General features: G+C 74.1%; 20 protein-coding genes and 1 pseudogene. 9 read left to right on the top strand and 12 right to left on the bottom strand.

The features are described from left to right. The first annotated feature begins 52 nt into the window (after positions 1–52). Both AB0K12_RS36965 and AB0K12_RS36960 read left to right on the top strand, forming a co-directional pair. On the top strand, positions 53–811 hold the full coding sequence (locus AB0K12_RS36965; protein WP_364571805.1) for an NAD(P)-binding domain-containing protein: 759 nt from the start codon (positions 53–55) through the stop codon (positions 809–811). A gap of 155 nt (positions 812–966) precedes the next feature. Beyond that, the gene (locus AB0K12_RS36960; protein WP_364571803.1) at positions 967–4,365 is read left to right on the top strand and encodes a glycoside hydrolase N-terminal domain-containing protein; all 3,399 of its coding nucleotides are present in this window, start codon (positions 967–969) and stop codon (positions 4,363–4,365) included. On the opposite strand, the pseudogene AB0K12_RS36955 reads toward AB0K12_RS36960, so the two are convergent. Next, positions 4,334–4,933: pseudogene (locus tag AB0K12_RS36955) on the bottom strand (SDR family NAD(P)-dependent oxidoreductase); the annotation flags it as partial. The gene AB0K12_RS36960 and the pseudogene AB0K12_RS36955 overlap by 32 nt on opposite strands. Positions 4,934–4,948: 15 nt before the next feature. After that, positions 4,949–5,344, bottom strand: a complete 396-nt coding sequence (locus AB0K12_RS36950) for a VOC family protein (protein ID WP_364571801.1) — start codon at positions 5,342–5,344, stop codon at positions 4,949–4,951. Between the two features lie 95 nt (positions 5,345–5,439). Here AB0K12_RS36950 and AB0K12_RS36945 point away from each other — a divergent pair, with 95 nt between their 5' ends. Together AB0K12_RS36945 and AB0K12_RS36940 are read left to right on the top strand one after the other, a co-directional pair. Further along, a complete protein-coding gene (locus AB0K12_RS36945) occupies positions 5,440–6,420 on the top strand; it encodes a YafY family protein (protein ID WP_364571799.1) in 981 nt (326 codons plus the stop codon). A 46-nt stretch (positions 6,421–6,466) separates the two neighbouring features. Beyond that, positions 6,467–8,782: a M20/M25/M40 family metallo-hydrolase gene (locus AB0K12_RS36940; protein ID WP_364571797.1), complete on the top strand. Its 2,316-nt coding sequence runs from the start codon at positions 6,467–6,469 to the stop codon at positions 8,780–8,782. A 134-nt stretch (positions 8,783–8,916) separates the two neighbouring features. On the opposite strand, the gene AB0K12_RS36935 is transcribed toward AB0K12_RS36940, so the two are convergent. Then, positions 8,917–10,158, bottom strand: coding sequence for a helix-turn-helix domain-containing protein (locus AB0K12_RS36935; protein WP_364571795.1), 1,242 nt, complete (start codon positions 10,156–10,158; stop codon positions 8,917–8,919). Beyond that, positions 10,151–11,515, bottom strand: coding sequence for a DUF917 domain-containing protein (locus AB0K12_RS36930; RefSeq protein WP_364571793.1), 1,365 nt, complete (start codon positions 11,513–11,515; stop codon positions 10,151–10,153). Before AB0K12_RS36930 ends, AB0K12_RS36935 begins: the two co-directional genes overlap by 8 nt. Before the next feature lie 156 nt (positions 11,516–11,671). On the opposite strand from AB0K12_RS36930, the gene AB0K12_RS36925 reads away from it, so the two are divergent. Together AB0K12_RS36925 and AB0K12_RS36920 are read left to right on the top strand one after the other, a co-directional pair. Further along, positions 11,672–12,274, top strand: coding sequence for a helix-turn-helix domain-containing protein (locus tag AB0K12_RS36925; protein WP_364571791.1), 603 nt, complete (start codon positions 11,672–11,674; stop codon positions 12,272–12,274). Beyond that, on the top strand, positions 12,271–13,524 hold the full coding sequence (locus AB0K12_RS36920) for an MFS transporter (RefSeq protein WP_364571789.1): 1,254 nt from the start codon (positions 12,271–12,273) through the stop codon (positions 13,522–13,524). Before AB0K12_RS36925 ends, AB0K12_RS36920 begins: the two co-directional genes overlap by 4 nt. On the opposite strand, the gene AB0K12_RS36915 is transcribed toward AB0K12_RS36920, so the two are convergent. The 6 genes from AB0K12_RS36915 to AB0K12_RS36890 form a co-directional block, all read right to left on the bottom strand. Next, on the bottom strand, positions 13,511–14,626 hold the full coding sequence (locus tag AB0K12_RS36915; RefSeq protein WP_364571787.1) for a DUF917 domain-containing protein: 1,116 nt from the start codon (positions 14,624–14,626) through the stop codon (positions 13,511–13,513). The genes AB0K12_RS36920 and AB0K12_RS36915 overlap by 14 nt on opposite strands. After that, a complete protein-coding gene (locus tag AB0K12_RS36910; protein WP_364571785.1) occupies positions 14,623–15,687 on the bottom strand; it encodes a DUF917 domain-containing protein in 1,065 nt (354 codons plus the stop codon). Before AB0K12_RS36910 ends, AB0K12_RS36915 begins: the two co-directional genes overlap by 4 nt. Positions 15,688–15,692: 5 nt before the next feature. After that, positions 15,693–17,252, bottom strand: coding sequence for a hydantoinase/oxoprolinase family protein (locus AB0K12_RS36905; RefSeq protein WP_364571783.1), 1,560 nt, complete (start codon positions 17,250–17,252; stop codon positions 15,693–15,695). A gap of 35 nt (positions 17,253–17,287) precedes the next feature. Then, positions 17,288–18,616, bottom strand: a complete 1,329-nt coding sequence (locus AB0K12_RS36900) for a cytosine permease (protein ID WP_364571781.1) — start codon at positions 18,614–18,616, stop codon at positions 17,288–17,290. A gap of 139 nt (positions 18,617–18,755) precedes the next feature. Then, entirely contained in the window at positions 18,756–20,060 is a 1,305-nt protein-coding gene (locus tag AB0K12_RS36895) for an aspartate aminotransferase family protein (RefSeq protein WP_364571779.1), read from the bottom strand. 36 nt (positions 20,061–20,096) lie between these two features. Further along, complete coding sequence (locus tag AB0K12_RS36890) at positions 20,097–20,744, bottom strand: TetR/AcrR family transcriptional regulator C-terminal domain-containing protein (protein ID WP_364571777.1); 648 nt, start codon at positions 20,742–20,744, stop codon at positions 20,097–20,099. 96 nt (positions 20,745–20,840) lie between these two features. On the opposite strand from AB0K12_RS36890, the gene AB0K12_RS36885 reads away from it, so the two are divergent. Then, positions 20,841–21,227 (top strand): nitroreductase family deazaflavin-dependent oxidoreductase, encoded by a 387-nt coding sequence (locus AB0K12_RS36885; RefSeq protein WP_364571774.1) that lies wholly within the window; start codon positions 20,841–20,843, stop codon positions 21,225–21,227. On the opposite strand, the gene AB0K12_RS36880 is transcribed toward AB0K12_RS36885, so the two are convergent. After that, a complete protein-coding gene (locus AB0K12_RS36880; RefSeq protein ID WP_364571772.1) occupies positions 21,212–21,544 on the bottom strand; it encodes a cupin domain-containing protein in 333 nt (110 codons plus the stop codon). The two genes, AB0K12_RS36885 and AB0K12_RS36880, sit on opposite strands and share 16 nt — an antisense overlap. A gap of 72 nt (positions 21,545–21,616) precedes the next feature. On the opposite strand from AB0K12_RS36880, the gene AB0K12_RS36875 reads away from it, so the two are divergent. Further along, positions 21,617–22,600, top strand: coding sequence for a helix-turn-helix domain-containing protein (locus AB0K12_RS36875; protein WP_364571770.1), 984 nt, complete (start codon positions 21,617–21,619; stop codon positions 22,598–22,600). Positions 22,601–22,691: 91 nt separating this feature from the next. On the opposite strand, the gene AB0K12_RS36870 is transcribed toward AB0K12_RS36875, so the two are convergent. After that, entirely contained in the window at positions 22,692–23,588 is an 897-nt protein-coding gene (locus AB0K12_RS36870) for an alpha/beta hydrolase (protein WP_364571768.1), read from the bottom strand. A gap of 96 nt (positions 23,589–23,684) precedes the next feature. On the opposite strand from AB0K12_RS36870, the gene AB0K12_RS36865 reads away from it, so the two are divergent. Next, positions 23,685–24,806: a helix-turn-helix domain-containing protein gene (locus AB0K12_RS36865; RefSeq protein ID WP_364571766.1), complete on the top strand. Its 1,122-nt coding sequence runs from the start codon at positions 23,685–23,687 to the stop codon at positions 24,804–24,806. The last annotated feature ends 23 nt before the right edge of the window (positions 24,807–24,829 follow it).

Below are 24,829 nucleotides of genomic sequence, written 5' to 3'. Positions count from 1 at the left end.
CGCGATGATGGTCCTCACCCCCATCACCCCCGTACCGCAAGGAGCAGGAGTAGTGCGCATCGGCATCATCGGCGTCGGCGAGATCGCCCGGTCCATCGTCACCGGCCTGCTGGAGGGGGACGGCCCGCCGCCCGAGGTGCTGCTGTCACCGCGCGGCGCGGCCACGGCCGCCGAACTGGCCGCCCGCTACGGCACCGTCCGGGTGTGCGGCGGCAACCAGGAGGTGGCCGGCGGCTGCGACGTGCTGATCGTCGCGGTGCGCCCCCAGGACCGGCAGGCCCTGGCCGGCCTGGCCGTAGCCGCCGGCACCGTCGTCGTCAGCCTGATGGCCGGCGTCTCCCTCGCCGAGCTGCGCCGCCTGCTCGCCACCGACGCGCCGCTGGTGCGCGCCATCCCACTGCCTCCCGTACGCGAGCGCCGCTCGGTCACGGTGACCTGCCCGCCGCACCCGGTGGCCGACGCGCTGTTCGACCGGCTGGGCGGGGCGCTGCCGGTGGGCGACGAGGACGCCTTCAACGTCTTCTCCGCGCTGACGTCCACCCTCACCACCCACTACGCCTACCTGGCCACGCTCAGCTCCTGGGCGGCCGGCCACGGCATCGCGCCCGATCAGGCGGAGCGCTACGTACGGGGCCTGTTCGCCGACCTCGGCCGCTCCCTGTCCGACGAGACCCGCTCGCTCGAGCGGCTGGCCGCCGACCACGAGACGCCGGGCGGCACGAATGAGCGCATCCGCACGACGTGGTTCTCCCAAGCCAACGCCACCGCCCTCCGCGAGGCCCTCGACGCCCTCCTGACCGACCTGCGCTGACATCGGATCTCTTCAGTGGGTGTCCAGACAACCGCGCAGGTCATTGCGCCGCGCCGGGGCGTGCGTGGGCGAAAACATCGGATGCCGCCCTTGTAACGGCCGCGTTACCGGTGTTATCTCTTCGGGGAAGCCCGCATGTGATCGGAGGACCCCGCGTGGCACACCCCCCGTTACGACGACACGCCACGGCACTCGTCACCGCGTTGTCGCTGCTGCTGTGGCCACAGGCAGTGCCGCCGGCCGCGCACGCCGGCCCCGCACCCGAAGTGAGCACCATGCAGGCACCCGATGACTTGACTCTCTGGTACGACGAGCCCGCCACCGACTGGGAGACCCAGGCGCTGCCCATCGGCAACGGCCCCCTGGGCGCGATGATCTTCGGCGGGGTGTCGTCGGAGCGCATCCAGTTCAACGAGAAGACGCTGTGGACCGGCGGCCCCGGCTCGCCCGGCTACGACTTCGGCAACTGGGCCGGCCCGCGCCCGGGCGCGATCGCCGAGGTCCAGGAGCAGATCGACCGCGAGGGGAAGATGTCCCCCGAGCAGGTCGCCGCCAAGCTCGGCCAGCGCAAGACCGGCTTCGGCGCCTACCAGACCTTCGGCGACCTGCACCTCGACCTGCCCCTCGACCTGCCCGCCGCCGAGGCGAGCGGCTACCGGCGCGAGCTCGACCTGTCCGAGGCGGTGGCCCGCGTCGCCTACACCGCGGGCGGTGTCCGGCACGAGCGCGAGTACTTCGCCTCCAACCCCGGCAACGTCATCGTCGCCCGGCTGGGCGCCGACCGGCCCGGCCAGGTGTCGTTCACGCTGCGCCACACCTCGCCGCGCGACGACAAGACCGTCACCGCCGCGGGCGGCCGGCTCACCATCCGGGGGCGGCTGGTGGACAACGGCATGCGTTTCGAGGCGCAGGTGCAGGTGATCACGACCGGCGGCACCCGCAGCGACCAGGGCGACGCCGTACGGGTCGAGGGCGCCGACAGCGCGGTGCTGGTGCTGTCGGCCGGCACCGACTACGCCGGCACCTACCCCTCCTACCGCGGCGAGGACCCGCACGAGCGGGTGACCGCGGCCGTGGACAAGGCCGCGGCCGAGGCCGCCGGCGCGGGGTACGCCCGGCTGCGCCGCGCCCACGTCGCCGACTACCGCGCCCTGTTCGACCGGGTCCGCCTCGACCTCGGCGGGACGATGCCGGCCGTACCGACCGACGAGCTGCGCAGGAACTACACCGGCGGCGCCGGCCCCGCCGACCGGGCGCTGGAGAAGCTGTTCTTCGCCTACGGCCGCTACCTGCTCATCTCCTCCTCCCGCGAGAACGACGTGCTGCCCGCCAACCTGCAGGGCGTGTGGAACCACTCCACCAGCCCGCCCTGGTCGGCCGACTACCACGTCAACATCAACCTGCAGATGAACTACTGGCTCGCCGAGCAGACCAACCTGCACGAGACGACCGCACCGTACGACCGCTACATCACCGCGCTGATGCCGCCCGGCCGCGAGAGCGCCCGCAGCATCTACGGGGCGGGCGGCTGGGTGGTGGGCAACGAGACCAACCCGTTCGGCTTCACCGGGGTGCACGACTGGGCGACCGCGTTCTGGTTCCCCGAGGCCGCCGCCTGGACCACCCAGCACCTGTACGACACCTACCGCTTCACCGGCGACGTGACCTACCTGCGCGAGCGGGCGTACCCGGTGATCAAGGGGGCGGCGGAGTTCTGGCTGGACTTCCTGCACACCGACCCGCGCGACGGCAGCCTGGTGGTCTCCCCCAGCTACTCCCCCGAGCACGGCGACTTCTCCGCGGGCGCCGCGATGTCGCAGCAGATCGTCGGCGAGGTGCTCGGCAACGCCGTGGCCGCCGCCGGGAAGCTCGGCGTGGACGAGGAGTTTCGGGCCAGGGCGCGCGCCGCGCTGAAGAAGCTCGACCCGGGCCTGCGCATCGGCTCGTGGGGCCAGTTGCAGGAGTGGAAGAGCGACTGGGACTCCCCCACCGACACCCACCGGCACGTCTCGCACCTGTACGCGCTGCACCCCGGCAACGGCATCAAGCCGGGCTCGAAGGAGGCCGAGGCGGCCAAGGTGTCGCTCAAGGCGCGCGGCGACGGCGGCACCGGCTGGTCGAAAGCCTGGAAGATCAACTTCTGGGCGCGGCTGCTGGACGGCGACCACGCCCACACCATGCTGGCCGAGCAGCTGAAGGGCTCCACGCTGGACAACCTGTGGGACACCCACCCGCCGTTCCAGATCGACGGCAACTTCGGCGCCACCTCGGGCATGGCCGAGATGCTGCTGCAGAGCCAGCACGACGTGCTGCACGTCCTGCCCGCGCTGCCGTCGGCGTGGAAGGACGGCTCGGTACGCGGCCTGCGCGCCCGCGGCGACGTCACCGTGGACGCCACCTGGTCCGGCGGCGCCCCGGCCACGGTCACCCTGCATCCGGGCAGGACCGGCCGGCTGAAGCTCAAGAGCGCCGTCGTCGAGGGCCGCTACCGGCTGGTGGACGGGCGTGGCCGCGCGGTGAACGCCCGCCGCGACGGCGACACCCTGACCTTCGACGTCCGCGCGGGGCAGAGCTACACACTGCGCAACGAGGCGGCCGTCTCCCTGGAGGCGCCCGCCTCCGCCCAGCCCGGCGTCGCCTTCGAGGCCGAGGTGCGCGTGCGGGCGCCGGGGCGGCGGGCCGTGCCGGCCGCCGAGGTCGCGCTGACCGCCCCGAGCGGCTGGACGGTCACGCCGGCCACCCGCCGCCTGCCTGGCGTGCCGGCCGGCGGGAAGCGGGCCGCCGCGTTCACCGTCACCCCGGGCCCCGCCGACGGCGGCCGCACGGCCGTGCTGTCCGCGACGGTCACCGGCGGCTCGTGGAAGGGCGCCGCCACGGCCGTCCTCGCCCTCGACCCCTGCGCCCCGGCTCCCGCCGGCTCGACCGTGGTGGCCTGGGATCCCCGGGAGGGCGCCACCGTCGAGGACACCTCGGGCAACGGCCGCCATGCCACCCTCACCGGCGGGGACCCGTCCTACGACGCCGCCGCCCCGTCGGGCAGCGGCCTGCTGCTGGACGGGAGCACCTACCTGACCACCGGGCCCACCACGCTCGGCCTGCTGCGCGAGGCCACCTTCGCCGCCGAGGTGAAGGTGGCCGGCAGCGGCTACCGGCGGTTGTTCGACTCGCAGCCGTCCGGCGACCCGGGCACCGACGGCGTGCTCATCGACCTCACCCCCGACGGCAAGGTCCGCTTCATCGGCGCGGGCGCCGGCGTCACCCTGGACGCGGCCCTGCCCACCGGCCGCTGGCTGGACGTGGTGGTCACCTTGGACCGCACCGGCGCGCTGACCCTCTACCTGGACGGCGAGCGCGCCGCCACCGGCCAGGTCACCTCCGGCGGCATCGCCGGCTGCACCGCCAGGCCGCTGCGGTTCGGCGCCGACCAGAACGGCGGCCAGCGCCTGACCGGCGGCGTCGACCGGGCCGCGATCATCGCCCGCGCCCTGACCGCGCAGGAGGTGGGGAACTGGCGTGAGCTGATCACGCCGGCTGGCCGATCGGCCGGACGGTGATCGTGTTGAGGTCCACTCCGTCCGGCTGGCCGAGCGCGTGGCAGATCGCCTCGGCCACCGGGCCGGGCGGCAGTGCGAACGGCGGCACCTCGCCGTCCATCCAGAACGGCGTGTCGATGATGCCGGGGTTGACCAGGGTGACGCCGACGCCGCGGTGGGTGGCGTGCAGGCGCAGGTTCTCCGCCGGCCCGGTCACCGCCCACTTGGTGGCCGAGCAGAGGTTGCCCGGGCTGTTCTTCACCCCGACCACGCTGCCGACCAGCACCAGCCGCCCTCGGCTCGCCTCCAGGTGGGTCAGGGCGGCTCTGGCCAGCAGGGCGGGGCCGAGCACGTTGGTGAGCACCATGGGCGGCCACAGCTCGGGGTCGCCCTCGGCGAGCGGGACGCGGCCGCCGCGCACGTGGTCGGCCGAGGTGAACGCGGCGTTGGCCACCGCGCCGTGCAGCGCGCCGAACCGCTCCACGGTCGCGGCCACCGCCCGCCGGGTGTCCTGCCAGTCGGCGGCGTCGGCGATGAGGCCGAGCAGCCGGTCGGGATGACCGGCCTCCTCCAGGAACGTCTTCATCCGCGCCTCGTTGCGGCGCTACCGGCCGAACCGCTGCCGGGCGGCGTCGGTGACCGGGGTGAAGAAGTTCACCAGGTTGCCGTCGGGGTCGCGCACCAGCAGCGAACGGTTGCCCCACGGCATCGTCTTCGGCTCGTTCACCACGTCGGCCTCCTCAGGCAGGCCCTTGAACGTCGCATCCACGTCGTCCACCAGGAACTCGACGATGACGCTGCGGTTCTCGGCCGGGCGCGCCGAGTCGGGCGCGAACAACGCGACCGTAGGCACCCCGCCGATCGCCAGCGTCCCCGTGGCCGTCCTGAGCTCCGCGAAGTCCTCGTTCGCCCACGCCGCCCGCACCCCTGTGACGTGCTCGTAGAAACCCACCAGCCGCGCCACGTCGGCGGTGATGATCCGGGTCGAGATGAAATCCATGACAACTCCCTGCTGATCAGTCGATCGCGAACGCCCTACAAGCTAGACCCGATACCGGGCAGAATCCGCCCGGTATCTGCAGCAGACTGGAGAACATGCCGCGACCCACCACCCGCGTCCTCACCCTCCTGGAGCTCCTCCAGGCGGGCGGCACCCGCACCGTCACCGAGCTGGCCGACCGCCTCGGCGTCAACGAACGCACCGTGCGCCGCTACATCGACCACCTCATCGACCTCGACATCCCGGTCGAGTCCGTACGCGGCCGCCACGGCGGCTACCGCCTCACCCCCGGCTACCGCCTGCCGCCCCTCATGCTCACCGACGACGAGGCTCTCGCTGTCCTGCTCGGCCTCATCACCGCGCAGGGCACCGGCACGGCCTCGGAGACCGCCACCGCCAAGATCCGCCGCGTCCTGCCCAGACGCCTCGCCGACCGGCTCGACACCCTCCTCGGCACCCTCGCCTTCACCACCCCGGCCCGGCCCGCCGCCGCACCCGACACAGCACCCGACACCGGGGTCCTGCTCACTGTGGCCGACGCCGTCAGCCACCACCGCCCTGTCACCATCCGCTACATCGCCGCCGACGGCCACCGCAGCGAACGCACCTTCCACCCGCACGGCCTCGTCACCCACAACCGCAAGTGGTACGTCACCGGCACCGACCCCGCCATCGGCGAAGAGCGCACGTTCCGCCTCGACCGCATCACCCAGGCCACCACCCGGCCCGGCACCTTCACCCCGCCCGCCGGCCTCCAGGACCCGGCCCAAGACCTGCTCACCAGGCTCGCCACCGCCCCTCACCGGCACCACGTCATCCTGCACATCCAGGGCACCGCCGCCCAGATCCACACCCGCCTGCCGCCCGGCTTCGCCCTCGTCACCGATTCCCCGCAGGACGGCTGGTCCCGCGTCGAGCTCCACGCCGACCACCTCGACCAGTTGCCTCCCGTCCTGGCCGCGCTCGACCTGCCCTTCGCCGTCGAGCAGCCCGCCGAGCTCCGCGACCTCGTCGTCGCACTCGCCGACCGCCTGACCCGGTCGGCCCTGCGGAAAACCACAGGCCGGCCCGGGTAGGCACCTCATTCCGCCAGGCGAGGGCCCCGGCCTACCGTTCCTCACCATGATCGGAACGTTGTTCGACGCGCCACGGCCACGTGTGGCCGGGATCGCCGCCCTCCTCGTCCTCGCCGCGGTGATCGCGCTGACGGCCATGGCGGACAGCACCATGCAGCCCGTGCCGGCCAGTGCGCCGGCCGACCGGTTCAGCGCCGAACGCGCCCGTGCCCACCTCGAGAAGTTCGCGACCGAACCCCGCCCCATCGGCAGCGCCGCCTCCGCCAGAGCCAGGAACCACCTCACCTCCCAGCTGCGCGCCGCAGGGCTGGACGTCGAGGTCCAGTACGCCGTCGGCGCCCGCTCCGCGGCGGGGCTGGCCACGTTCGGCCAGGTCGACAACATCATCGCCCGCCTGCCCGGCACCGGCTCCACCGGCACCGTGCTCATCGCCGCCCACTACGACTCCGCCGCCATGGGGCCGGGCGCCTCCGACGACGCCGCCGCCGTGGCCGCCATGCTGGAGACCGTCCGCGCGCTGCGCACCGGCCCTCGACCACGCAACGACGTCGTCCTGCTCATCACCGACGGCGAGGAGGACGGCGTGCTCGGCGCCGAGGCCTTCGTCCGCGAACACCCGCTCGGCAAGGCGGGCGGCGTCCTGCTCAACTGGGAGGCCCGCGGCACCGGCGGCCCGTCCCTGATGTTCGAGACCACGCCCGGCAACGCCCGCCTCGTCGACACCTTCGCCGGCGCCGCCCCCGCGCCGCGCGGCAGCTCCGCCATGGTGCAGGTCTACCGGCTGCTGCCCAACAACACCGACTTCACCCCGCTCACGCGGGCCGGCTACACCGGCATGAACTTCGCCTACATCCAGAACTCCTCGCACTACCACACCGCCACCGACACCATCGCGAACCTCAACCCCGGCAGCCTCCAGCACCACGGCTCCACCATGCTCGCCCTCACCCGCGCCCTGGGCGGCACCGACCTGCGCACCCTCGGCTCCGGCCACGACGCCACCTACTTCCGCGCCCTCGGCGTCATGATCACCTACCCGGGGCAGCTCACCTGGCCGCTGGCCGTGCTCGCCGTCGTCGCGGTCGCCGCCCTGGCCCTGCCGGCCCGCACCCGGCGGCTGCTCACCCTGCCGCGCCTCCTCGTGGCCGCCGTCTCGGCGCTCCTTCCGCTCATCCTCTCCGCCGCCCTCGCCCAAGGGCTCTGGGCGCTCCTCGCCACCTGGCGGCCCGCCTACGACCTCATGGGCGGGCTCCTCCACCATCCACGCCCCTACCAGGCGGCCGTCGCCGCGCTGTCCGCATCGGCAGTCCTCGGCTGGCACCTCGCCCTGCGCCGCGCCCTCGGCAGCGCCGCGACCGCCATCGCCGCGCTTTTCTGGCTCGCCGCGCTCGGCCTGCTCTGCGCCTGGCTCGCCCCAGGAGCGGCCTTCCTGTTCACCCTCCCGGCCCTGCTCGGCGCCCTCGGCTGGCTCGCCGCCCTGCTGCGCCGCGCCCCCGGCTGGTCACGCATGCTCCTGGCCCTGGCCGGCCCCGCCACCGCCGCCATGCTCCTGCCCGCGCTGGCCGGCGACGTCTTCGACGGCATGGGACTCTCGCTCGCGGGCGTCCCCGCCCTCGTGCTCGCCCTGTTCCTGCTGACCGCCGTACCGATCGCCGACCTGTTCCTCACCCGCTCCAAGCGCGCCACCGTCCTGGCCGTGCCCCTCACCGCCGTCGTCCTCGCCGCCGCCCTGGTGGCCACCGGGCTCGCCGCGGACGGCTTCGACGCCGACCACCCCGGGCGCACCCACCTCGCGTACGTCATGGACGCCGGCACCCGCACCGCCCACTGGGTCAGCGCCGACACCGACCCCGCCCCCTGGACCAGCCGCTACGTGACCGGCCGCGACACCTCGGCGCTCCCGCCCGGCTACGCGCGCGGCGCCCTGCGCACCGGCCCCGCACCCGCCATCACCGCCGGCGCCCCGCGAGCCGACGTCCTGGCGCACCGCGGCACCACGCTCAAGCTCCACGTCACCCCCGCCAAGGGCGCCCGCTCCGTCACCCTGCGCCTCGACCAGCCGATCACCCACGTCACCGCCACCGCCGGCCGCTTCGGCTCGGCCACCGCGGCCGTGACCGGCACGCGCACCGGCACCTGGCCCTCGGAGATCCGCTTGCGCGGCATCCCCGCCCGCGGCGCCACGTTCACCGTACGGACGCAGGGCCAGGACCGGATCCGCCTCACCGTCATCTCGGAAACCGACGGCCTGCCCGCCGTGCCCGGCTTCGTTCCCCGGCCCGCGGATCTGGTCGCCGCCACGAGAGAGGACGGCGACCTCACCGCCGTCACCCGCACCTACACGCTGACCAGAAACGCTTAGCATCCGCCCAGCCGTCCAGGGGACGCCCGGCGGAGCCGGAGCCGCCCGGCTCGCGACGCCCGCCGGCAGCACGGGCGGCCACAACGGCGACCTCACGCATCCGCGCGCCGGCGCCGCCCGCCTGAGGGAGGTGCTCAGCCGGCGGGCCGGCTGAGCGTGCGGCAGGCCAGGTGCAGGGCCAGGCGTTCGTCGCGGTGGCGCAGGTCGATGCCCAGCAGCCGCTCCACCCGCTGGATGCGGGCGGCCACCGTGTTGCGGTGCACCCCCAGCACCGCCGCCGTCTCCGCGATCGACGACTCGGCGTCCAGGTAGGCCGACAGCGTGCGGATGAGGTCGCCCGGCTGGTCGTGCAGGGGCGCGAGCAGCGCGCGGGCGGCCGGTTCGAAGGTGTCGGTACGCGCCCACTCCAGCAGCAGCTGCGCCATCCCGAGCTGGTCCACCTGCAGGAAGAAGCCCGCCTCAGGACGGGTGGCGGCCAGCCGGGCGGCGTCGGCGGCCTCCGCGACCGTGCTGATCAGGCCGGTCGTGCCGGGATGCGGGCGGCCCACCCCCATGTGGGCGCCGGCCGAGCGGCGCAGGGCCCGGTTCGCGGCGCGCAGGGTGTCGGCGAGGGCGTGCACGCGGGCGGCGGTGGGCTCCTGCGCGAACGTGGTCCACCCCGTCCAGCCGTCGCCGTGCTCGACGACCACCGCGTCCACGCCCTCGCCGCGCAGCACGCGGGTGACCTGCGCCGTGGAGGCCACCGTGTCCAGCCCCGGCGGCGCCCCGATGCGCAGGCCGACGTGCCAGCCGCCGAGCTGCCAGCCCGCGTCGGCCGCCCGCCTGCGCAGCTGCGCCGACGGCTCGCCGTCCAGCCGGAGCAGGTCGCCCAGCAGCGCCGAACGCGAGCGCGCGTCCCGTTCCAGCTCCAGCCGGTGGCTGAGCAGCCAGCGCTGCACCGCCGAGGCCGCCACCGACAACGCCGCCGGCACCACGTCCGCCCGCGCGGCCGCCGTCCCCCGCAACTCCACCACCAGCCAGAACGCCGGACGCGGCGCTCCCGGCAGCGCCGCGGGATGCGCCAGCAGCACCCCGTCGCCGAGCGGGACCCGCTGCGGCACCACCTCCTGCGCCCGCACCGCCTCCGGCTCACGCACCTGCCCGGCCAGCGGCCGGCCCCGCTCGTCCAGCAGCGCGGCGGGCGCATTCAGCAGCTCGCCCAGCCGGGCCACGACCTCATCGGGCGCGAGGGTCCGCTCGTCGAAGGCGCGATGCGCCGACAGCACCAGCCGCGCCCGGTCGATCTCCGGCTCCGCCAGCATCATCCGCGCCGCCACCAGCAGGTCGAGCGGGTCGGCCGCGGCCCCGAGCAAGGGCACCCCCAGCCGATCAGCCAACCGCAAGGTCCCGTAGGCCACCCCGCCGGCCATCCGGCCGGCCGCCGCCCCGCCGGCCGTCCCGCCGCGTGTCTCGCCGGGAGTTCCGTCGGCCGGCCGATCCGCGGTCCGGCTGGCCGCGGTCACCAGGACCGCCGCCCCTTCCGCGTCCACCACGCGGCGGAGCAGGGCGTCCAGGCGCCAGTCGCCCGGCTCGACCGGCGTGCTCACCATCACCACCTCGCCAGAACCGGCGGGGGTGTAGGCGCCGGGGTCGGCGAGGGGGCGGACGGTCCGTGCCGTGGCGTCCAGTCCGGCCTCCCAGCAGCACCGGCTCGCAGTCGATCCCGTACGCGCGGGGCGCGACCAAGTCGATCCGCCCCGGATCCGTCCAGAACGGCGCGATCGGCACCTGCAGCACCATGACCTCCATCCCCGCCCGCACGGCGTCGCCGGAGATCGGCGTCACGGTGCGCCGGTCGAGCACCGCCAGCACGTCGGGCGTCGAGGCGACGACCCGGCCGTCGCGCAGCGCGAGCAGGTATTCGTTCTCCATCTCCAGCCGCAGCAGCGCCCCCGTGGCGTGATCGGCCACCGTGACACCACCGCGCGAGAACCCGGCGCGGCCGTGCAGGCGCGGCCCCGGCCTGCGGACCACCTCGATCACCCGGCCCAGCGCCAGCACCCGCCCGCCCGCCTCACCCAGCCGGCCGGGGGCGGGCGACTCGCCGAGCGCGAGCAGCCGCCGTCCCAGCTCCAGCGCCGCCGACACCGACCCGACGACGCTGCAGCAGGCCAGCTCGTACGCCGGGACCGGGGCCAGCGCCAGCGCCGCCCAGCCGCCCGCGCTCGGCAGGAACGCCCGCACCGTGCGCTCCAGGTCGGCCGCCGTGCCGGTGGCCTGCACGAGCACCTGCCCGCCCGGCTCGGCCAGCGCGACGGGGGTGACCGGGCGGCCGCAGGCGTTGAGCGAGAGCTGGTCGAGCCGGGGCACGCCGCGCCCGGTCAGGTCGGCGTCCACGACCGGCAGGCCCAGGTCCCAGGCCAGCGGCAGCATGCCGTTCAGCCCGCCGATCTCCAGGGATGCGACGGCGCCCGCCCGCACGCCGGTCCACCGCTCGACCGCGGCCACGGCGGCGGCGAACTCCTGCCCGCCCGGCAGCTTCTCGTTGAACACCGGCGTCGCCCCGACGACCCCCACCGGCACGACGTACGCCTGCGGCGGCAGCGCCTCCAGGGCGTGCACGACGACCTCCGCGCCCGCGACCAGGCGGCGGCGCAGCAGCAGCGCGGCGGTACGGGTGTCCCCGCCGCCGCCGGAGCCCAGCACCGCCACGCCCCGCTCCAGCGCCGGCACGTCCGGCGGCTCGATGCGCATCTGTCCAGCTTGCCGCACCGGACCCGCCTGTCGTGCCATTCGCCAGGCGGAAACAGCAGGTCGAAGCGGGGATGGCGGTAACTCCGCCGGGGTGGCGCCGAAATCACCGGGCTGAACGACTTGCGCAATGGTCAAGAATCGTTGACCATTATCCCCGTGCCTACCGACGATCTTCCTGAGACTTTTCACGTCACCACCGACGAGCAGCTCCGCGCCGTCTCCAACCTCACGCGTCACCGGATCATGGCCGTGCTCCGCTTCGAGCCGGCCACCATCACCCAGATCGCCCAGCGGGTGGGCCTGGCCAAGGGCAGCTCCAGCTACCACGTACGGCTCCTGGAGCGGGCCGGCCTGGTGAAGGTGGTGCGGACGCGGAAGGTGCGAGGGGTCACCGAGCGCTACTACGCGATGGCCGCCCGCTCGATCCGGCTGCCGGACCCGGGACAGGGACAGCCGGACGTGCTGCTGCGCAACGCGGTGGCCGACCTGGAGGCCTCCCCCGCCGACGGCGAGCGGCACGTGCGGATGGCGCACCTGCGACTCACCGACGAGCAGTTCGCGGAGCTGGGGGCCCGCCTCGAGGCGCTGGCGGACGAGTACCGGGCGCTGTCGGACCCGTCCCTTCCCGACACGTCGCTCGTCTTCGCGCTGTTCCACCCGGCCCAGCCAGAGCGGGCCGGGCTGGATGAGGACGGCGACCGGCCTGAGCGGGCCGAAGAGGACGAGCAGGTTGAGCGGGCTGAGGAGAGTGCGGAATGACGGCGAAGGTGAGCATGCCGGCCGGGTTCGGGCGGTTGTGGACGGCGCAGACGGTGTCGTCGCTGGGCGACGGTGTGACGCATGCCGCGCTGCCGCTGCTGGCGCTGACGCTGACCCGAGATCCGATGGCGCTGGCCGTCGTCACGGCCGCGGGGACGCTGCCGTGGGTGCTGTTCGGGGTGCTCGGCGGGGCGCTGGTGGACCGGTGGGATCGCCGGCGCACGATGTGGATCACGGATGCCGGGCGTGCCGCGCTGCTGGCCGTCCCGGCCGTCGCTGCGGCGTTCGGCGTGCTGACCGTTCCGCTGCTGGCGGTGGTGGCGTTCCTGCTCGCGCTGGGCGGGTTGTTCTTCGACACGGCCGCCACGGCGTACCTGCCGGATCTGCTCGGCCGCGACCCGGCCCGGCTGGAGCGTGCCAACGCGCGCCTGCGCGGCGCCCAGACCGCGGCGTCCGGGTTCGCCGGGCCGCCGGCGGGCAGTGCGCTGCTGGCGCTCGGGCGGTCGGTGCCGCTGGTCGCGGACGCGGTGTCGTTCGCGGTGTCGGCGGTGCTGGTGCGGTCGCTGCCCGCGGTGCCGCGGCCGGTCGCCGGCGCTCGTGAGTCGCTGCTGCGGCAGGCGCGGGCGGGCGCGTCGTACGTGTTCAAGGATCGGCTGCTGCTCGGGCTCGCGCTGCGGCCCGCCGTCGGGAACGTCGCCTTCCTCGCCGTGGAGACCGTGCTGGCCCTGTTCGCCCACGAGCGTCTCGGCGTCGGTACGTTCGGGTTCGGCCTGCTGCTGACCGCCGAAGCGGCCGGCGGCCTGCTCGGGGCGGGCATCGCCACCTTCCTCGGCCGGCTCCTGGGCACCGGGACCGCGCTGACCTGCACCGCCGCCATCGAAGGGCTGGCCATCCTCGGTCTCGCCGCGGCGCCGAACGCGTACGTGGCCGGGCTCGCGCTCGCCGTCTGCGGGGCGGGCATGGGCGCCACCATGGTGCTCGCGCCCTCGCTGCGGCAGGCCATCGTCCCGGCCCACCTGATGGGCCGCGTCGCCTCCACCTCCCGCATGCTCGCCATGTGCGCCGCCCCGCTCGGCGCCGTGCTCGGCGGCTGGCTGGCCACCGCCTACGACCTGCGCACCCCGCTGTACGCCGCCGCCGGCCTGCTGCTCACCATGACCGCCGTCACCGCGACCATGACCAGCAACCGCCGCGTCGAAGCGGCCCTCGCCGACGCACGTCCCGAAGCCGTGCCGGTCACGGTCGGCTGACGGTGACCGGGTTGCGCTCCTCGACCGGGGTGAACGGGTGCGGCAGCCCGAACGCGGCCGGCCCGAACACCTCCAGTGCCTCCGGCGTGCGCATCAGCGCGGGCGTGGAGATGCCGACGACCGTCACCCGCTGCCCGTAGCGCAGGTTCTCGGTGGTGATCGGCTCGGCCAGCTCCGACTCCAGCACGCACACCAGATCGGGCACCACGCACCGCACCTCGCCGTCCACGAGCGCCACCAGGTGCTCGTTCTGGAAGGCCAGCACCAGCTCGTGCCGCCCGTCGAACGACACCGCGGTCGCCCGCCCGCGCGCGAAGCCCGCCTCGGTGCGCCGCTCCACGTCCGACACCTTGCCGCGGAACAGCACCCGCAGGTGCGCGTACAGGGTGCCCGACAGGGCGCCGGCGAGCGCGGCGACGGGGTCGGCGCCGGCCCGCCTGGCCTGCCGGATCGCCCGGCCGATGGCCAGCGCCAGCGACAGCGTGCGCGGCACGGCCGTCCGCTTGACCTCCGCTCCGGTCATGGCGTATTCGGCGATGTGCGCCACCCCGCCCAGCCGCACGGTCACGCCTCTGGCCAGCCACTCCATGCGCCGGTTGTCGGCGCCGGTGTCGATGATCGTGGTCTCGCCCCGCTCCCCGGCCACCGCCATGGGCGAGCCCGGCACCCCGTACACGCCGAAGGTCTCCATCTGCAGCTCGGGGAAGGCGCGGCCCATGCCGTCGGCGTCCACGACGGGCAGCCCGGTGACGGCGGCCACCACCAGCGGGATCATCGAGTTGATGCCGCCGCACTCGATCGGCATGGTCGCGCCGGCCGGGCGGCCGAGGTGGCGTTCGAGGGCGCGCAGCGCGGCGACCGGCTCGGTGCCGCGCGGCAGCTTCTCGTGCACGACGGTCGGCGCGCCCATCTGCGCGGTGGGGATGACGAGGGTGTCGTCGGCGAGGTCGCCGGGGTCGAGCACGGTGACCGGGCCGTGCTCGCGGATCGCCTGCCGCACCAGCAGCCGCCCCACGTACGGGTCGCCGCCGCCGCCCGTGCCCAGCAGGGCGGCGCCGCGGGCCAGGTCGGGCAGGTCGTCCTCGGTCAGCAGCCAGCTCACCGCCCCACCCCCACCGGGTCGAGGTCGTAGCCGAAGTAGCGCGGCCCGGCCAGCGCCAGCCCCGCCTCGCTGTGCCAGCGCGGATCGCACGGGGCGATGATGACGCTGACGCGCTGCCCGAAGCGCAGCGCCTCGGTGGTGACGGCCTCGCCGCTGTCGCGGTCGAGGGTGCAGATCAGGTCCGGTACGGTGCCGCGCACCTCGCCGTCCAGCTCGGCGACCAGGTACTCGTTCTGGAAGCGCAGCACCAGCTCGCGCCCTGCGTCGCCGTCCATGCCCGACAGGGTGGCGGTGCCGCGGGCGAAGCCGGTCGTGGTGCGGCGTTCGACGTCGATCACCTTGCCGGTGAACAGCCGCCGCCCGCCCAGCCGCGCCGCCACCGCCCCCACCGGGTCGTCGTGGCGGGAGCGGCGCACCAGGGCGCCCAGCTCGGCGCACAGGCTCAGCGTGCCCGGCACGAGCGAGTCGCGGGCCTGCGCGCCGGTCATGCCGTAGAGGGCGACCATCGTCGAGCAGCCCATGTCGATGGTGGCCGAGCGGGCCAGGCGCTCGGCCCAGTGGTTGTCGGCGGTGTCCAGGACGACCTTGTTGCCCTTCTCGTCGGCGACCGACATGGGGGTGGTGGAGACGCCGTACAGGGTGGGCAGCACCATCTGCAGCTCGGGGAAGGCGCGGCCCATGCCGTCGCCGTCCACCAGCGGCAGCCCGAGCTGGGCGGCGGCGACGACGGGGATGAGCGAGTTGACGCCGCCGGCCTCGATGCAGGCGATGTGGGTGACGCCGCGCCCGAGGTAGCCCGACAGCGCCTCGGTGGCCTTGGTCACCTGCTCGGTCGAGGGCAGCTTCTCCACCATCACGGTCGGCGCGCCCATCATCGCGACGGGCAGCACGGACGCCTCCGGCGGCAGCTCCTGCAGCGGGCACAGCTCGACGGGGCCGTGCGCGGCGACGGCGGAGGCGGCCAGCAGCCGGCCGATGTGCGGGTCGCCGCCGCCTCCGGTGCCGAGGATGGCGGCGCCGACGGCGAGGTCGCCCAGATCGGCCGCGGTGATCGTGGTCACCTGGGTCACCGTCCCTTCACGTCGGTGAGCTGCAGCTCGCCGACGGCTTTGGCTCTGATGCGGGTGGCGTTGCCCGGCAGGTACGGGATCGGCACCTCGTCGAAGTCCACGATCTGCACGCTGGAGGGCGAGGCGCCGGCCGCGACCGCGCGGTCCACGGCCTCCTGCTTGGCGGCGTCCACGACGGCGTCGCGGCGGCCCGGCTCCACGGCGTAGACGCGGTCGACCTCGCCGCCGATCTGCGCGATGGCGGCGCCGATGGCGTTGGCGACGGCGTAGTGTCCCGGCCGGTGCACCGTGCCGGAGCCGGCCAGCTCGTCGGGCAGCAGCATCGAGCCGCCGCCGACCGCGACGACGGGCAGGGGCTCGGCGGAGGTGCGCATGCGCTCGACCGCGTCGGCCACGTCGGAGGCGATGCGCCGCAGCGCGGCCTCGGCCAGTTCCTTGCCGATGTGGGAGACCAGGGCGGGGTCGCCGATCTCGGCGCGGCCGGCGGCCACGGCGATGTCGGTGGCGGTCAGGGTGTCGCCGCCGAACACCAGCGCCTTGGAGGTCAGCTCGTAGCCGACGCTGTCCGGGCCGACGCTCACCGCGCCGTCGTGGCGGACCCGGCTGCCGCCGCCGATGCCGATCGACAGCACGTCCGGCATGCGGAAGTTCGTTCTGATGCCGGCCACGGTGACGTCGGTGGTGGCCTCGCGGGGGAAGCCGTGCCGCAGCACCCCGACGTCGCTGGTCGTGCCGCCCACGTCGACCACCGCGCAGGTGTCGAGGCCGGACAGCACGGCCGCGCCGCGCATCGAGTTCGTCGGCCCTGAGGCGAACGTGGCCACCGGGTAGCGCCGGGCGAAGCCGACGTCCATGAGCGTGCCGTCGTTCTGGCTGAGGTAGAGGGGGGCGGTGATGCCGGCGCCGGTGACCGAGGCGGCCAGCCCGTCCACGATGTGCGCGGCCAGCTCGCGCAGGGCGGCGTTGACGATGGTGGCGTTCTCCCGCTCCAGCAGCCCCACCCGGCCGATCTCGTGCGACAGCGAGACCGCCGCCTCCGGCAGCCGCTCGGCGATGATCTCGGCGGCGCGCTCCTCGAACTCGGCGTTGACCGGCGAGAACACCGACGTGATCGCGACGCTGCGCACCCCGGCCCGCCCCATGTCGTCGGCGGCCTTGCGCACCTCGGCCTCGTCCAGCTCGGCGATGTGCCGGCCGTCGAACTCGTGCCCGCCGTGCACCAGGTAGGCGCGCCCCGACACCGCGTCGATGAGCCGCTGCGGCCAGTCCACCATGGGCGGCAGCGACGCCCCGGCGGGCAGGCTGAGCCGCAGCGCCGCGGTGGGCGCCAGGCGGCGGGCCTCGACGAGCGCGTTGATGAAGTGCGTGGTGCCGATCATCACCGCGCGCACGTCCGCCGGGTCGAACGCCCGCTGCTCCTGCAGCCCCCGCAGGGCGCAGACGATGCCGGAGGTGACGTCGGCGGTGGTGCCGGTCTTGACGGCGGCCAGCACCTGCCGCCCGTCCAGCAGGACGGCGTCGGTGTTGGTGCCGCCCACGTCGATGCCGATGCGCACGAAGAACTCCCCTGTGTGTCGTTGCTTGGTGATCGTCAGACGGCCGAACCGGCGGGTACGGCCTCGGCCGTGCGGTGCGAGCCCACGCCGCGCACCCAGCCCAGCTTCCCGGCCACCACGTAGAGCACGAAGGCCAGCACCAGCGAGTTGATGCTGCCGAGCCCCACCTCCACGAAGCGGCCCACCAGCGCCGCGGCCGGCCAGATCAGCAGCGTCGCCGGCACCCAGTCGGGCGCCGACTCCGGCACCGCGCCGCGCCGCCTGGCCTGCTCCAGCTCGCCGCGCCAGCGCCGCACCACGAAGTACTCGGCCACCATGATCCCGGCGATGGGCGGGAAGACGACGCCGAGCACCGTCAGGAAGTCCACGAACGCGTCGAGGATGCCGGCCGCGGCCAGCACGCTGCCCAGCAGGCCGATGACGGCGGTCGCGGCGCCGCGGTGCACCTTCCTGCCCAGCACGGTGCCGACGAAGTTCACCAGGCCGAGACCGGAGGAGTACAGGTTCCAGTCGTTGATCTTGATGGTGCCGGCGACGATGACGAGGATGCCGACCCAGCCGACCGACGAGGTGACGATCGTGGTGATCTCGCTGGTGCCGACCGCGTGCGCCAGCAGCACGCCGGCCATGCCGATGACGTACTCGCCGAGCGTGACGCCCACCAGCGTCTGCTTGACCACGTCGGCCACGCTCCTGTTGAAGCGGGTCATGTCGGGGGTGACGATCGCTCCCACGATGAACCCGCCCGCCACCAGCGTCGTGCCCTGCAACAGGGTCAGCTGCGGGCCCGGCGGCGCCGAGGCGACCAGCGCGCCCACGTCGTGCCGCGACAGCTCACTGATGATCGACCAGCCGACCAGGATGAGGAACGCCGGCACCGTGACGTACGCGGTCCAGGCCATCGACCCGAACCCCCACAGCACGATCGCGGTCACCAGCAGCCCGAACACCAGCGACCACCCCCACTCGGGCAGCACGCCCACCAGGCTCGCCAGCCCCTGCGCCGAGACCGCCGACTGGATGCCGAACCAGCCGATGAGGCTGATCCCGATCGCCAGCCCGATCACCGCCGACCCGGCCCTGCCGAACCCGGTCCAGCGGGCCAGCATGGAGGTCGACAGCCCCTCGCGCACGCCGATCACGCCGACGAACACCGCCACCACCTCGAGGATGACCGCGCCCAGCGTCAGCGCCAGGAACGCCTGCCAGAACCCCATCCCGAACCCGAGCGTGGCGCCCAGCAGGAACTGGCTGAGCGCCGAGATCTGGCCGAACCGCTGCACGGCCACCGACCACCAGGAGTAGCGGGCGCCGCTCGGCACCCTGGACAGCGCGTAATCGTCGACACCGACGGCCGAGGCCATGCCGACCTCCCTTACCTCAAGCGAGACCTGTGGTTGGACGCCAACGGTAGGAAGCGGCAGCCGGGCTGTCAGTGTGGACATTCCACAGCGGGGAGGCCGCGACTGTGCATAGTGCACGGTCGCGGCCGTCGTGACTCCTTCACAGCGTACGCGCGGCTCCGGTGAGCGCCTCGTCCAGGATGGCGGCGCCGCGGCTCAGCTCGTCCTCGCTCGCGGTCAGCGGCGGCGCGATGCGGAAGGTGCCGCCCATGCCGGGCAACTGCACGATGTTCATGTGCAGGCCCAGCTCGTAGCAGCGGCGGGTCACCTCCGCGCCGAGCCGGTCCGCGCCGCCCGGCCCGAGCACGTCGTCGCCCACCAGCTCCATGCCGAGCAGCAGCCCGCGCCCGCGCACGTCGCCCACCGCCTCGTGCCGCGTGGCCAGCTCCTCCAGGTGGCCGCGCAGCAGCTTGCCCAGCCGGCGGGCGCGCTCGTCCAGCCGGTCGCGCTCCAGCACGTCCAGCACGGTGTTGCCGACGGCGGCCGGCAGCGGGTCGCTGACGTGGGTGGTGAAGAACAAAAAGCCCCGCTCGTGGGCGCGCTGCTCGATCTCCGCGCTGGTCAGCACCGCCGCCAGCGGCAGCCCCGCGCCGAGCGTCTTGGACAGCGTGAGGATGTCGGGCACGACGTCCTCGTGCTGGAAGGCGTACCAGTCGCCGGTACGGCACAGCCCCGTCTGCGCCTCGTCCAGGATCAGCAGCATCCCCCGCTCCCTGCACTTCTCCGCCAGCGCCGGCAAGTAGCCGGGCGGCGGCTCGACCACGCCGCCCGAGCTGAGGATCGGCTCCACCAGGCAGGCCGCCAGGCTGCCGACCGACTGGGCGTCGATGAGGTCGAAGCCGAGGTCGAGCTGGCGGCGCCAGTCCAGCTCGCCCGAGGCGTCCACGATGGCGGGACGGAACCGGTCGGGCACGGGCAGCGCGAAGTTGCCCGGCGCGGCAGGGCCGTACCCCTTGCGGCCGGCGCTGTAGGTGGCGTTCGCGGCGGCCTGCGTCATGCCGTGCCACGAGCGGGCGAACGACACGATCTCGTGCCGGCCGGTCACCAGCTTGGCCAGGCGGACGGCCGCCTCGTTCGACTCGGCGCCGGTGGTCAGCAGCAGCGCCTTGTCCAGCGGGTCGGGCACGCTCGCGGCCAGCCGCGCCGCCAGATCCACGACCGGACGGCTGAGCATGGCGCTGTGCAGGTGGTCGAGGCGGGCGATCTGCTCGCGCACGGTGGCGACGATCTCGGGATGGGAGTGGCCGAGGATCGCGCTCATCTGGCCTGAGGTGAAGTCGAGCAGCTCCCGGCCGCTCTCGGTGAACACCGAGGTGCCCGAGGCGCGGGCGATGACGTCGGGGGAGAACGCGGCGTGGCCGCTGTAGCGGATGAGGTGGCGGTCGGGGGACGTCTGGTGTGCCATGTGATCGACGGTAGGGACGCGGGCCTGACCCGTCCATCACCCGCCGGCGCGCCGCCGCTCTTCGAGGCCGTCGAGGATGAGGTCGAGGCCGTAGCCGAACTCCTCGGCGTAGTCGTAGCCGGGCCGCAGCGCGTGTTCCACGATCAGCTCGGCGAGATGCGGCCACCGCGCCGCGGCCTCACCCTGCAGGATGTTGCCGGCGACCTCCTCCCTGTCGTCGGGGGTCGTGACCGGCAGGACCGACTCCTGCAGCACGAACCCGTAGACGTAGGCGTCGATCGCCGAGACCGCGTGCGCGGCCATCGCCACCGAGAAGCCCGCCCCCCGCAGCACCCCGAGCACCGCGTCGTGGTGACGCAGCGTCGCAGGGCCCGGGTCGCGGCGGGAGTCGAGCAGGCTCAGCGCCCAGCTGTGCCGGCCCAGCACCGCCCGCGCGGACACGGCGCGCGCCCGGATGGCCGCCCGCCAGTCGCCGCCGCCGGAGGGAAGCTCGATCATGGCGAACACCTTGTCCACCACGCCGTCGAGCATGGCCTCCTTGCTGGGCACGTGGTGGTAGAGCGACATCGCCTCCACCCCCAGCTCCTGCGCCACCCGCCGCATCGTGATGGCGGCCTCGCCACCGCGATCGGCGACCCTGATCGCGGCCTCCAGCACGCGGTCGCGGCTCAGCGGTGGTGACACGGGCGGCTCCGGTACGGGGGGATTGACAGCCTTACAAGCGTAAGCCAACCTTACACCTGTAAGCAGCCTTACGCCCGTAAGCCTGAGGAGGCCCCCATGCCCATGCCGCTCTGGTGGGGACACGTCAACAAGCGCATCTTCAACCCCATGTCCATCCGCCGCGGCAGCTACCCGGTGCTCACCCACGTCGGACGCACCTCCGGCCGCGCCTACCGCACCCCGCTCGACGCCTTCCCCGTCCCCGGCGGCTACCTGTTCATCCTCGTCTACGGCTCCCGCTCGGACTGGGTGCGCAACGTCCTCGCCACCGGCCACGCCCGCTTACACGCCGACGGCAAGGACATCGACCTGACCGCCCCGCGCATCGTCGGCCGCGACGAGGCGTTCCCCGACCTGCCCGACAACGCCAAACGCGCACCTCGCCTGCTGCGCATCACCGAGTTCCTCCGCATGGACACCGCCGGCACTCAGCCCTCCGGATAGAACAGGAACAACGTGCACCCCTGCGCCGACTGCGGCACGTGCGACGAACCCGCCGGAGCATGGATGAACGTCCCCGCCGGATAGTCCCGCTCACCGTCGTTGAACACCCCGGAGACCACGAACACCTCCTCCGGCCCAGGATCGTGCACGTCCACGCCCTCCCAGCAGGACCCGGCCTCCATCTCCAGCACGTACGCCCCCGCCCCGCTCTCACCACGCCACAACGGGCGCAACCGGATGCCGGGGAACACCTCGCGCACCGGGGCGTCCTCCACGCAGGACCACACGTACCCCGGCAGGTTCTGATGTGTCGTCATGCCCACCACCCTGACAGCCGCCCACCGCCCCCGCCGAGTGTCAGAAAAGACATCCCGCGCTACTTTTCAGACATGCACCGCGTCACCGCCCTCGTCCGCCCAGGACAGTCCACCTTCGAGCTCGCCTGCGCCGCCCAGGTCTTCGGCATCCAGCGACCCGAGCTGCCCGCCGCGTACACCTTCGGCGTCTGCACCGAGCACCCGGGCCCCGTCCCCACCCGCGCCGGCTACGACATGCTCGTCACGGACGGCCTCGAGGCCCTCACCCACGCCGACACCGTGATCATCCCCGGCTGGCTGCCACCCGCCGAACCACCCTCCCCCGCCGTCGCCGACGCGCTGCGCCGCGCCCACGCGCGCGGCGCCCGCCTCGTCAGCATCTGCTCCGGCGCCTTCGCCCTAGCCCACGCCGGCCTCCTCGACGGACGCACCGCCACCACCCACTGGGGCCTGACCGCCGAACTCGCCGCCCGCTTCCCGCACGTCCGCGTCGACCCCGACGTCCTGTACGTCGACCACGGCGACCTCGCCACCAGCGCCGGCGCGGGAGCCGGCATCGACCTGTGCATCCACCTCGTACGCCGCGACCAAGGCGCCCGCCACGCCGCCCACATCGCCCGCGCCATGGTCATGCCGCCCCACCGCGAAGGCGGCCAGCTCCAATACACCGCCCCACCCCGCCCCGCCCAGATCGACGGCACCCTCGCGCCCCTCCTCGACTGGGCCACCGCCCGCCTCGCCGAACCTCTCACCGTCGAGACCATGGCCGCCCGCGCCGGCCAGTCCGCCCGCACCCTCACCCGCCGCTTCATCGACCAGCTCGGCATCAGCCCAGGCCAATGGCTGCTCGCCCAGCGCATCGCCGCCGCCCAGGACCTGCTCGAAACCAGCGACCTGCCGCTCGACGCGGTCGCCCGCCGCTCAGGGCTCTCCTCGGCCACGAACCTGCGCCGCCGCTTCCACACCGCACTCGGCACCACCCCCGGCGCCTACCGCCGCGCCTTCCGCGGCCGCACGGCGAAGGGGCCGACCCCTGTCGAAGAGCCGACCCCCTGAAAACCGCCCCAGCCGCGGCGATCCGGCACGACCGGCAACCGAGCCGAAGCGCGGCGCAGCACCACCGTCAGCCAGCCCGTCAGCGAGCCCGTCAGCGAGCCAGCGCCCGGCGCAGCACCGCCGCCGCCTCGCCGAGCTGCCGCTGCGACACCTCGGCCGACAGCAACGCCTGCGAACCGTGGAAGGTGCCCGCCCACTGGTGCAGCTCCACCGGCACCCCCGCCTGCAGCAGCCGCAGCCCGTACGCGATGGCCTCGTCCCTGTTCGGGTCGAACTCCGCCGTCGCGATGTACGCCGCCGGCAACCCCGACAGATCCTCGGCCCGGCTCGGAGCCGCGTACGGCGTGGCCGGCGCCCCACCCAGATAGTGCCGCCAGATCGCAGACACCTTGTCCCGGTTCATCCAGGGCGTCTCGGTGAACGTCCGCCCCGACCAGGTCTCCTGCCGATCATCCAGGCCCGGCTGGTTCAGCAGCTGGAACCGGATCGGCGGCCCCTGCTCGTCCCGCGCCCGCAACGACACCGCCGCCGCCAGGCACGCCCCCGCACTGTGACCGCCCACCGCCAGCCGCTCAGGGTCGAACCCGAGCTCGCCCGCATGATCGGCGGCCCACCGCAGCACCGCCCACACATCGTCCAGCGCCGCCGGGTACGGATGCTCCGGCGCCAGCCGGTACCCCACCGAGATCACCACCGCGCCCGACCCCTCCGCCACCCGGCCGGCCCACGGATGCTCGGTGTCCAGGTCACCCATGACGAACCCGCCGCCGTGCAGCCACACGATCCCGCCCTGCGCGTCACGCGGGCGGTAGACCCGCACAGGGACGTCCGGATCGGCCGGCACCGTATGGTCCGCCACCTCCACGTCCTTGAGATCGGGCGCGGGCAACGACGTGGCCAGCGCCGTGAAGTTCTTCCGCTCCGCCACCGGGTCCGACAGGTCGGCGCGCGGAAACAACGGGATGAATGGTTCGAGTTCGGGATCCATGCCAGCCATCCTCGCCATCCCACCCCTTCGCATCATCCGCCATCCGTCGCACATCACCCCCGCCCCGCGCACCGAACGGCGCATACCCTGGCAGACGTGGAGGCTCTCGCCGTACGGCTGTCCCAGCTCGACTCCCAAGCCGGAGGCGCCATCAGGGTCGTCATGTTCTACGACACCCTCATGCGCCGCCGCGTCGACCTGCCCGCACTCACCCGCGCATCCGCCGGCCTCGCCGAGTGCGTCACCGGCATCCGCCTGCACGGCACCGGCCAGGCCATCCGCTTCGGCCCCGACGGCAAACAGGTCACCGGCCCGCCGCAGCCGCCGTCCACCAGCACCCCCATCCTCCTCGACGACGAAGAGATCGGCACCTGCTGGCTCGAACGTCACGACACCCCCCGCACCCTCGACGACCTCCTCCTCGACCGCCTCGCCATCGCCGCGGCCGCCGTCGTCGAACGCTACGGCCCCGCCCGCACCACCATGGCCGACCCCGCCCTCGTCGAGCTCGCCATCAGCGCCGGCACCGACGAAGCCGCCAGAGCCCGCGCCCTGCGCCTGCTCGGCTTCGCCCCCGGCCTGCGCCTCCACGTCGCCGCCGTCCACACCACACTCCCCCTCGACCAGGTCGGCACCGCCATCTGCCCCACCCGCCCGGTCAAAGCCGCACCCCTCGCCGGCGTCGGCGCCATCCTCGCCACCACCCTCGACCCCACCCGCTTCCCCGCTGGCGTACGCGCCGGCATCGGCACCGCCTCCGACCCCGCCCGCGCCTGGCACGAAGCCCGCATCGCCCTCCGCTTCACCACCCCCCGCCGGCCCGTCACCCACCACGACGACCTCGGCGTCGTGGCCCTGCTCGCCCACATCCCGGAAGCCGCCGCCCGCGACAACCCCGACGTCACCGCCGTCGCCACCCTAGCCCCAGAAGATCTCGAAACCCTCGACGCCTACTGCGCCACCGGCTCACTCCGCCGCGCCGCCGACCTCCTCCACCTGCACCACAGCAGCGTCGCCCGCCGCCTCGACCACCTCGGCCGGACGCTCGGCCTCGACCTCACCACCCCGACCGGCCTGATGCGCGCCCACCTGGCTCTCACCACCTGGCGCCTCCTCACCACCCGGGGCAGCGGCGAGAACGCAGGCCACCGGCGGACGCAACTCCAGGGTCTCCACCCGGAAACCGACGAAACCGGCCTCAGCCAGCAAGCCCTGTAGCTCCTGCGCCGCCCGTGCCGTCG

The sequence above is a fragment of the Nonomuraea sp. NPDC049419 genome (genome assembly GCF_040676995.1).
GTDB classification, from domain to species: Bacteria; Actinomycetota; Actinomycetes; order Streptosporangiales; family Streptosporangiaceae; genus Nonomuraea; species Nonomuraea salmonea.
The sequence above is the reverse complement of the archived record's forward strand: the minus strand, read 5'-3'. Positions and strand labels throughout refer to the sequence as shown.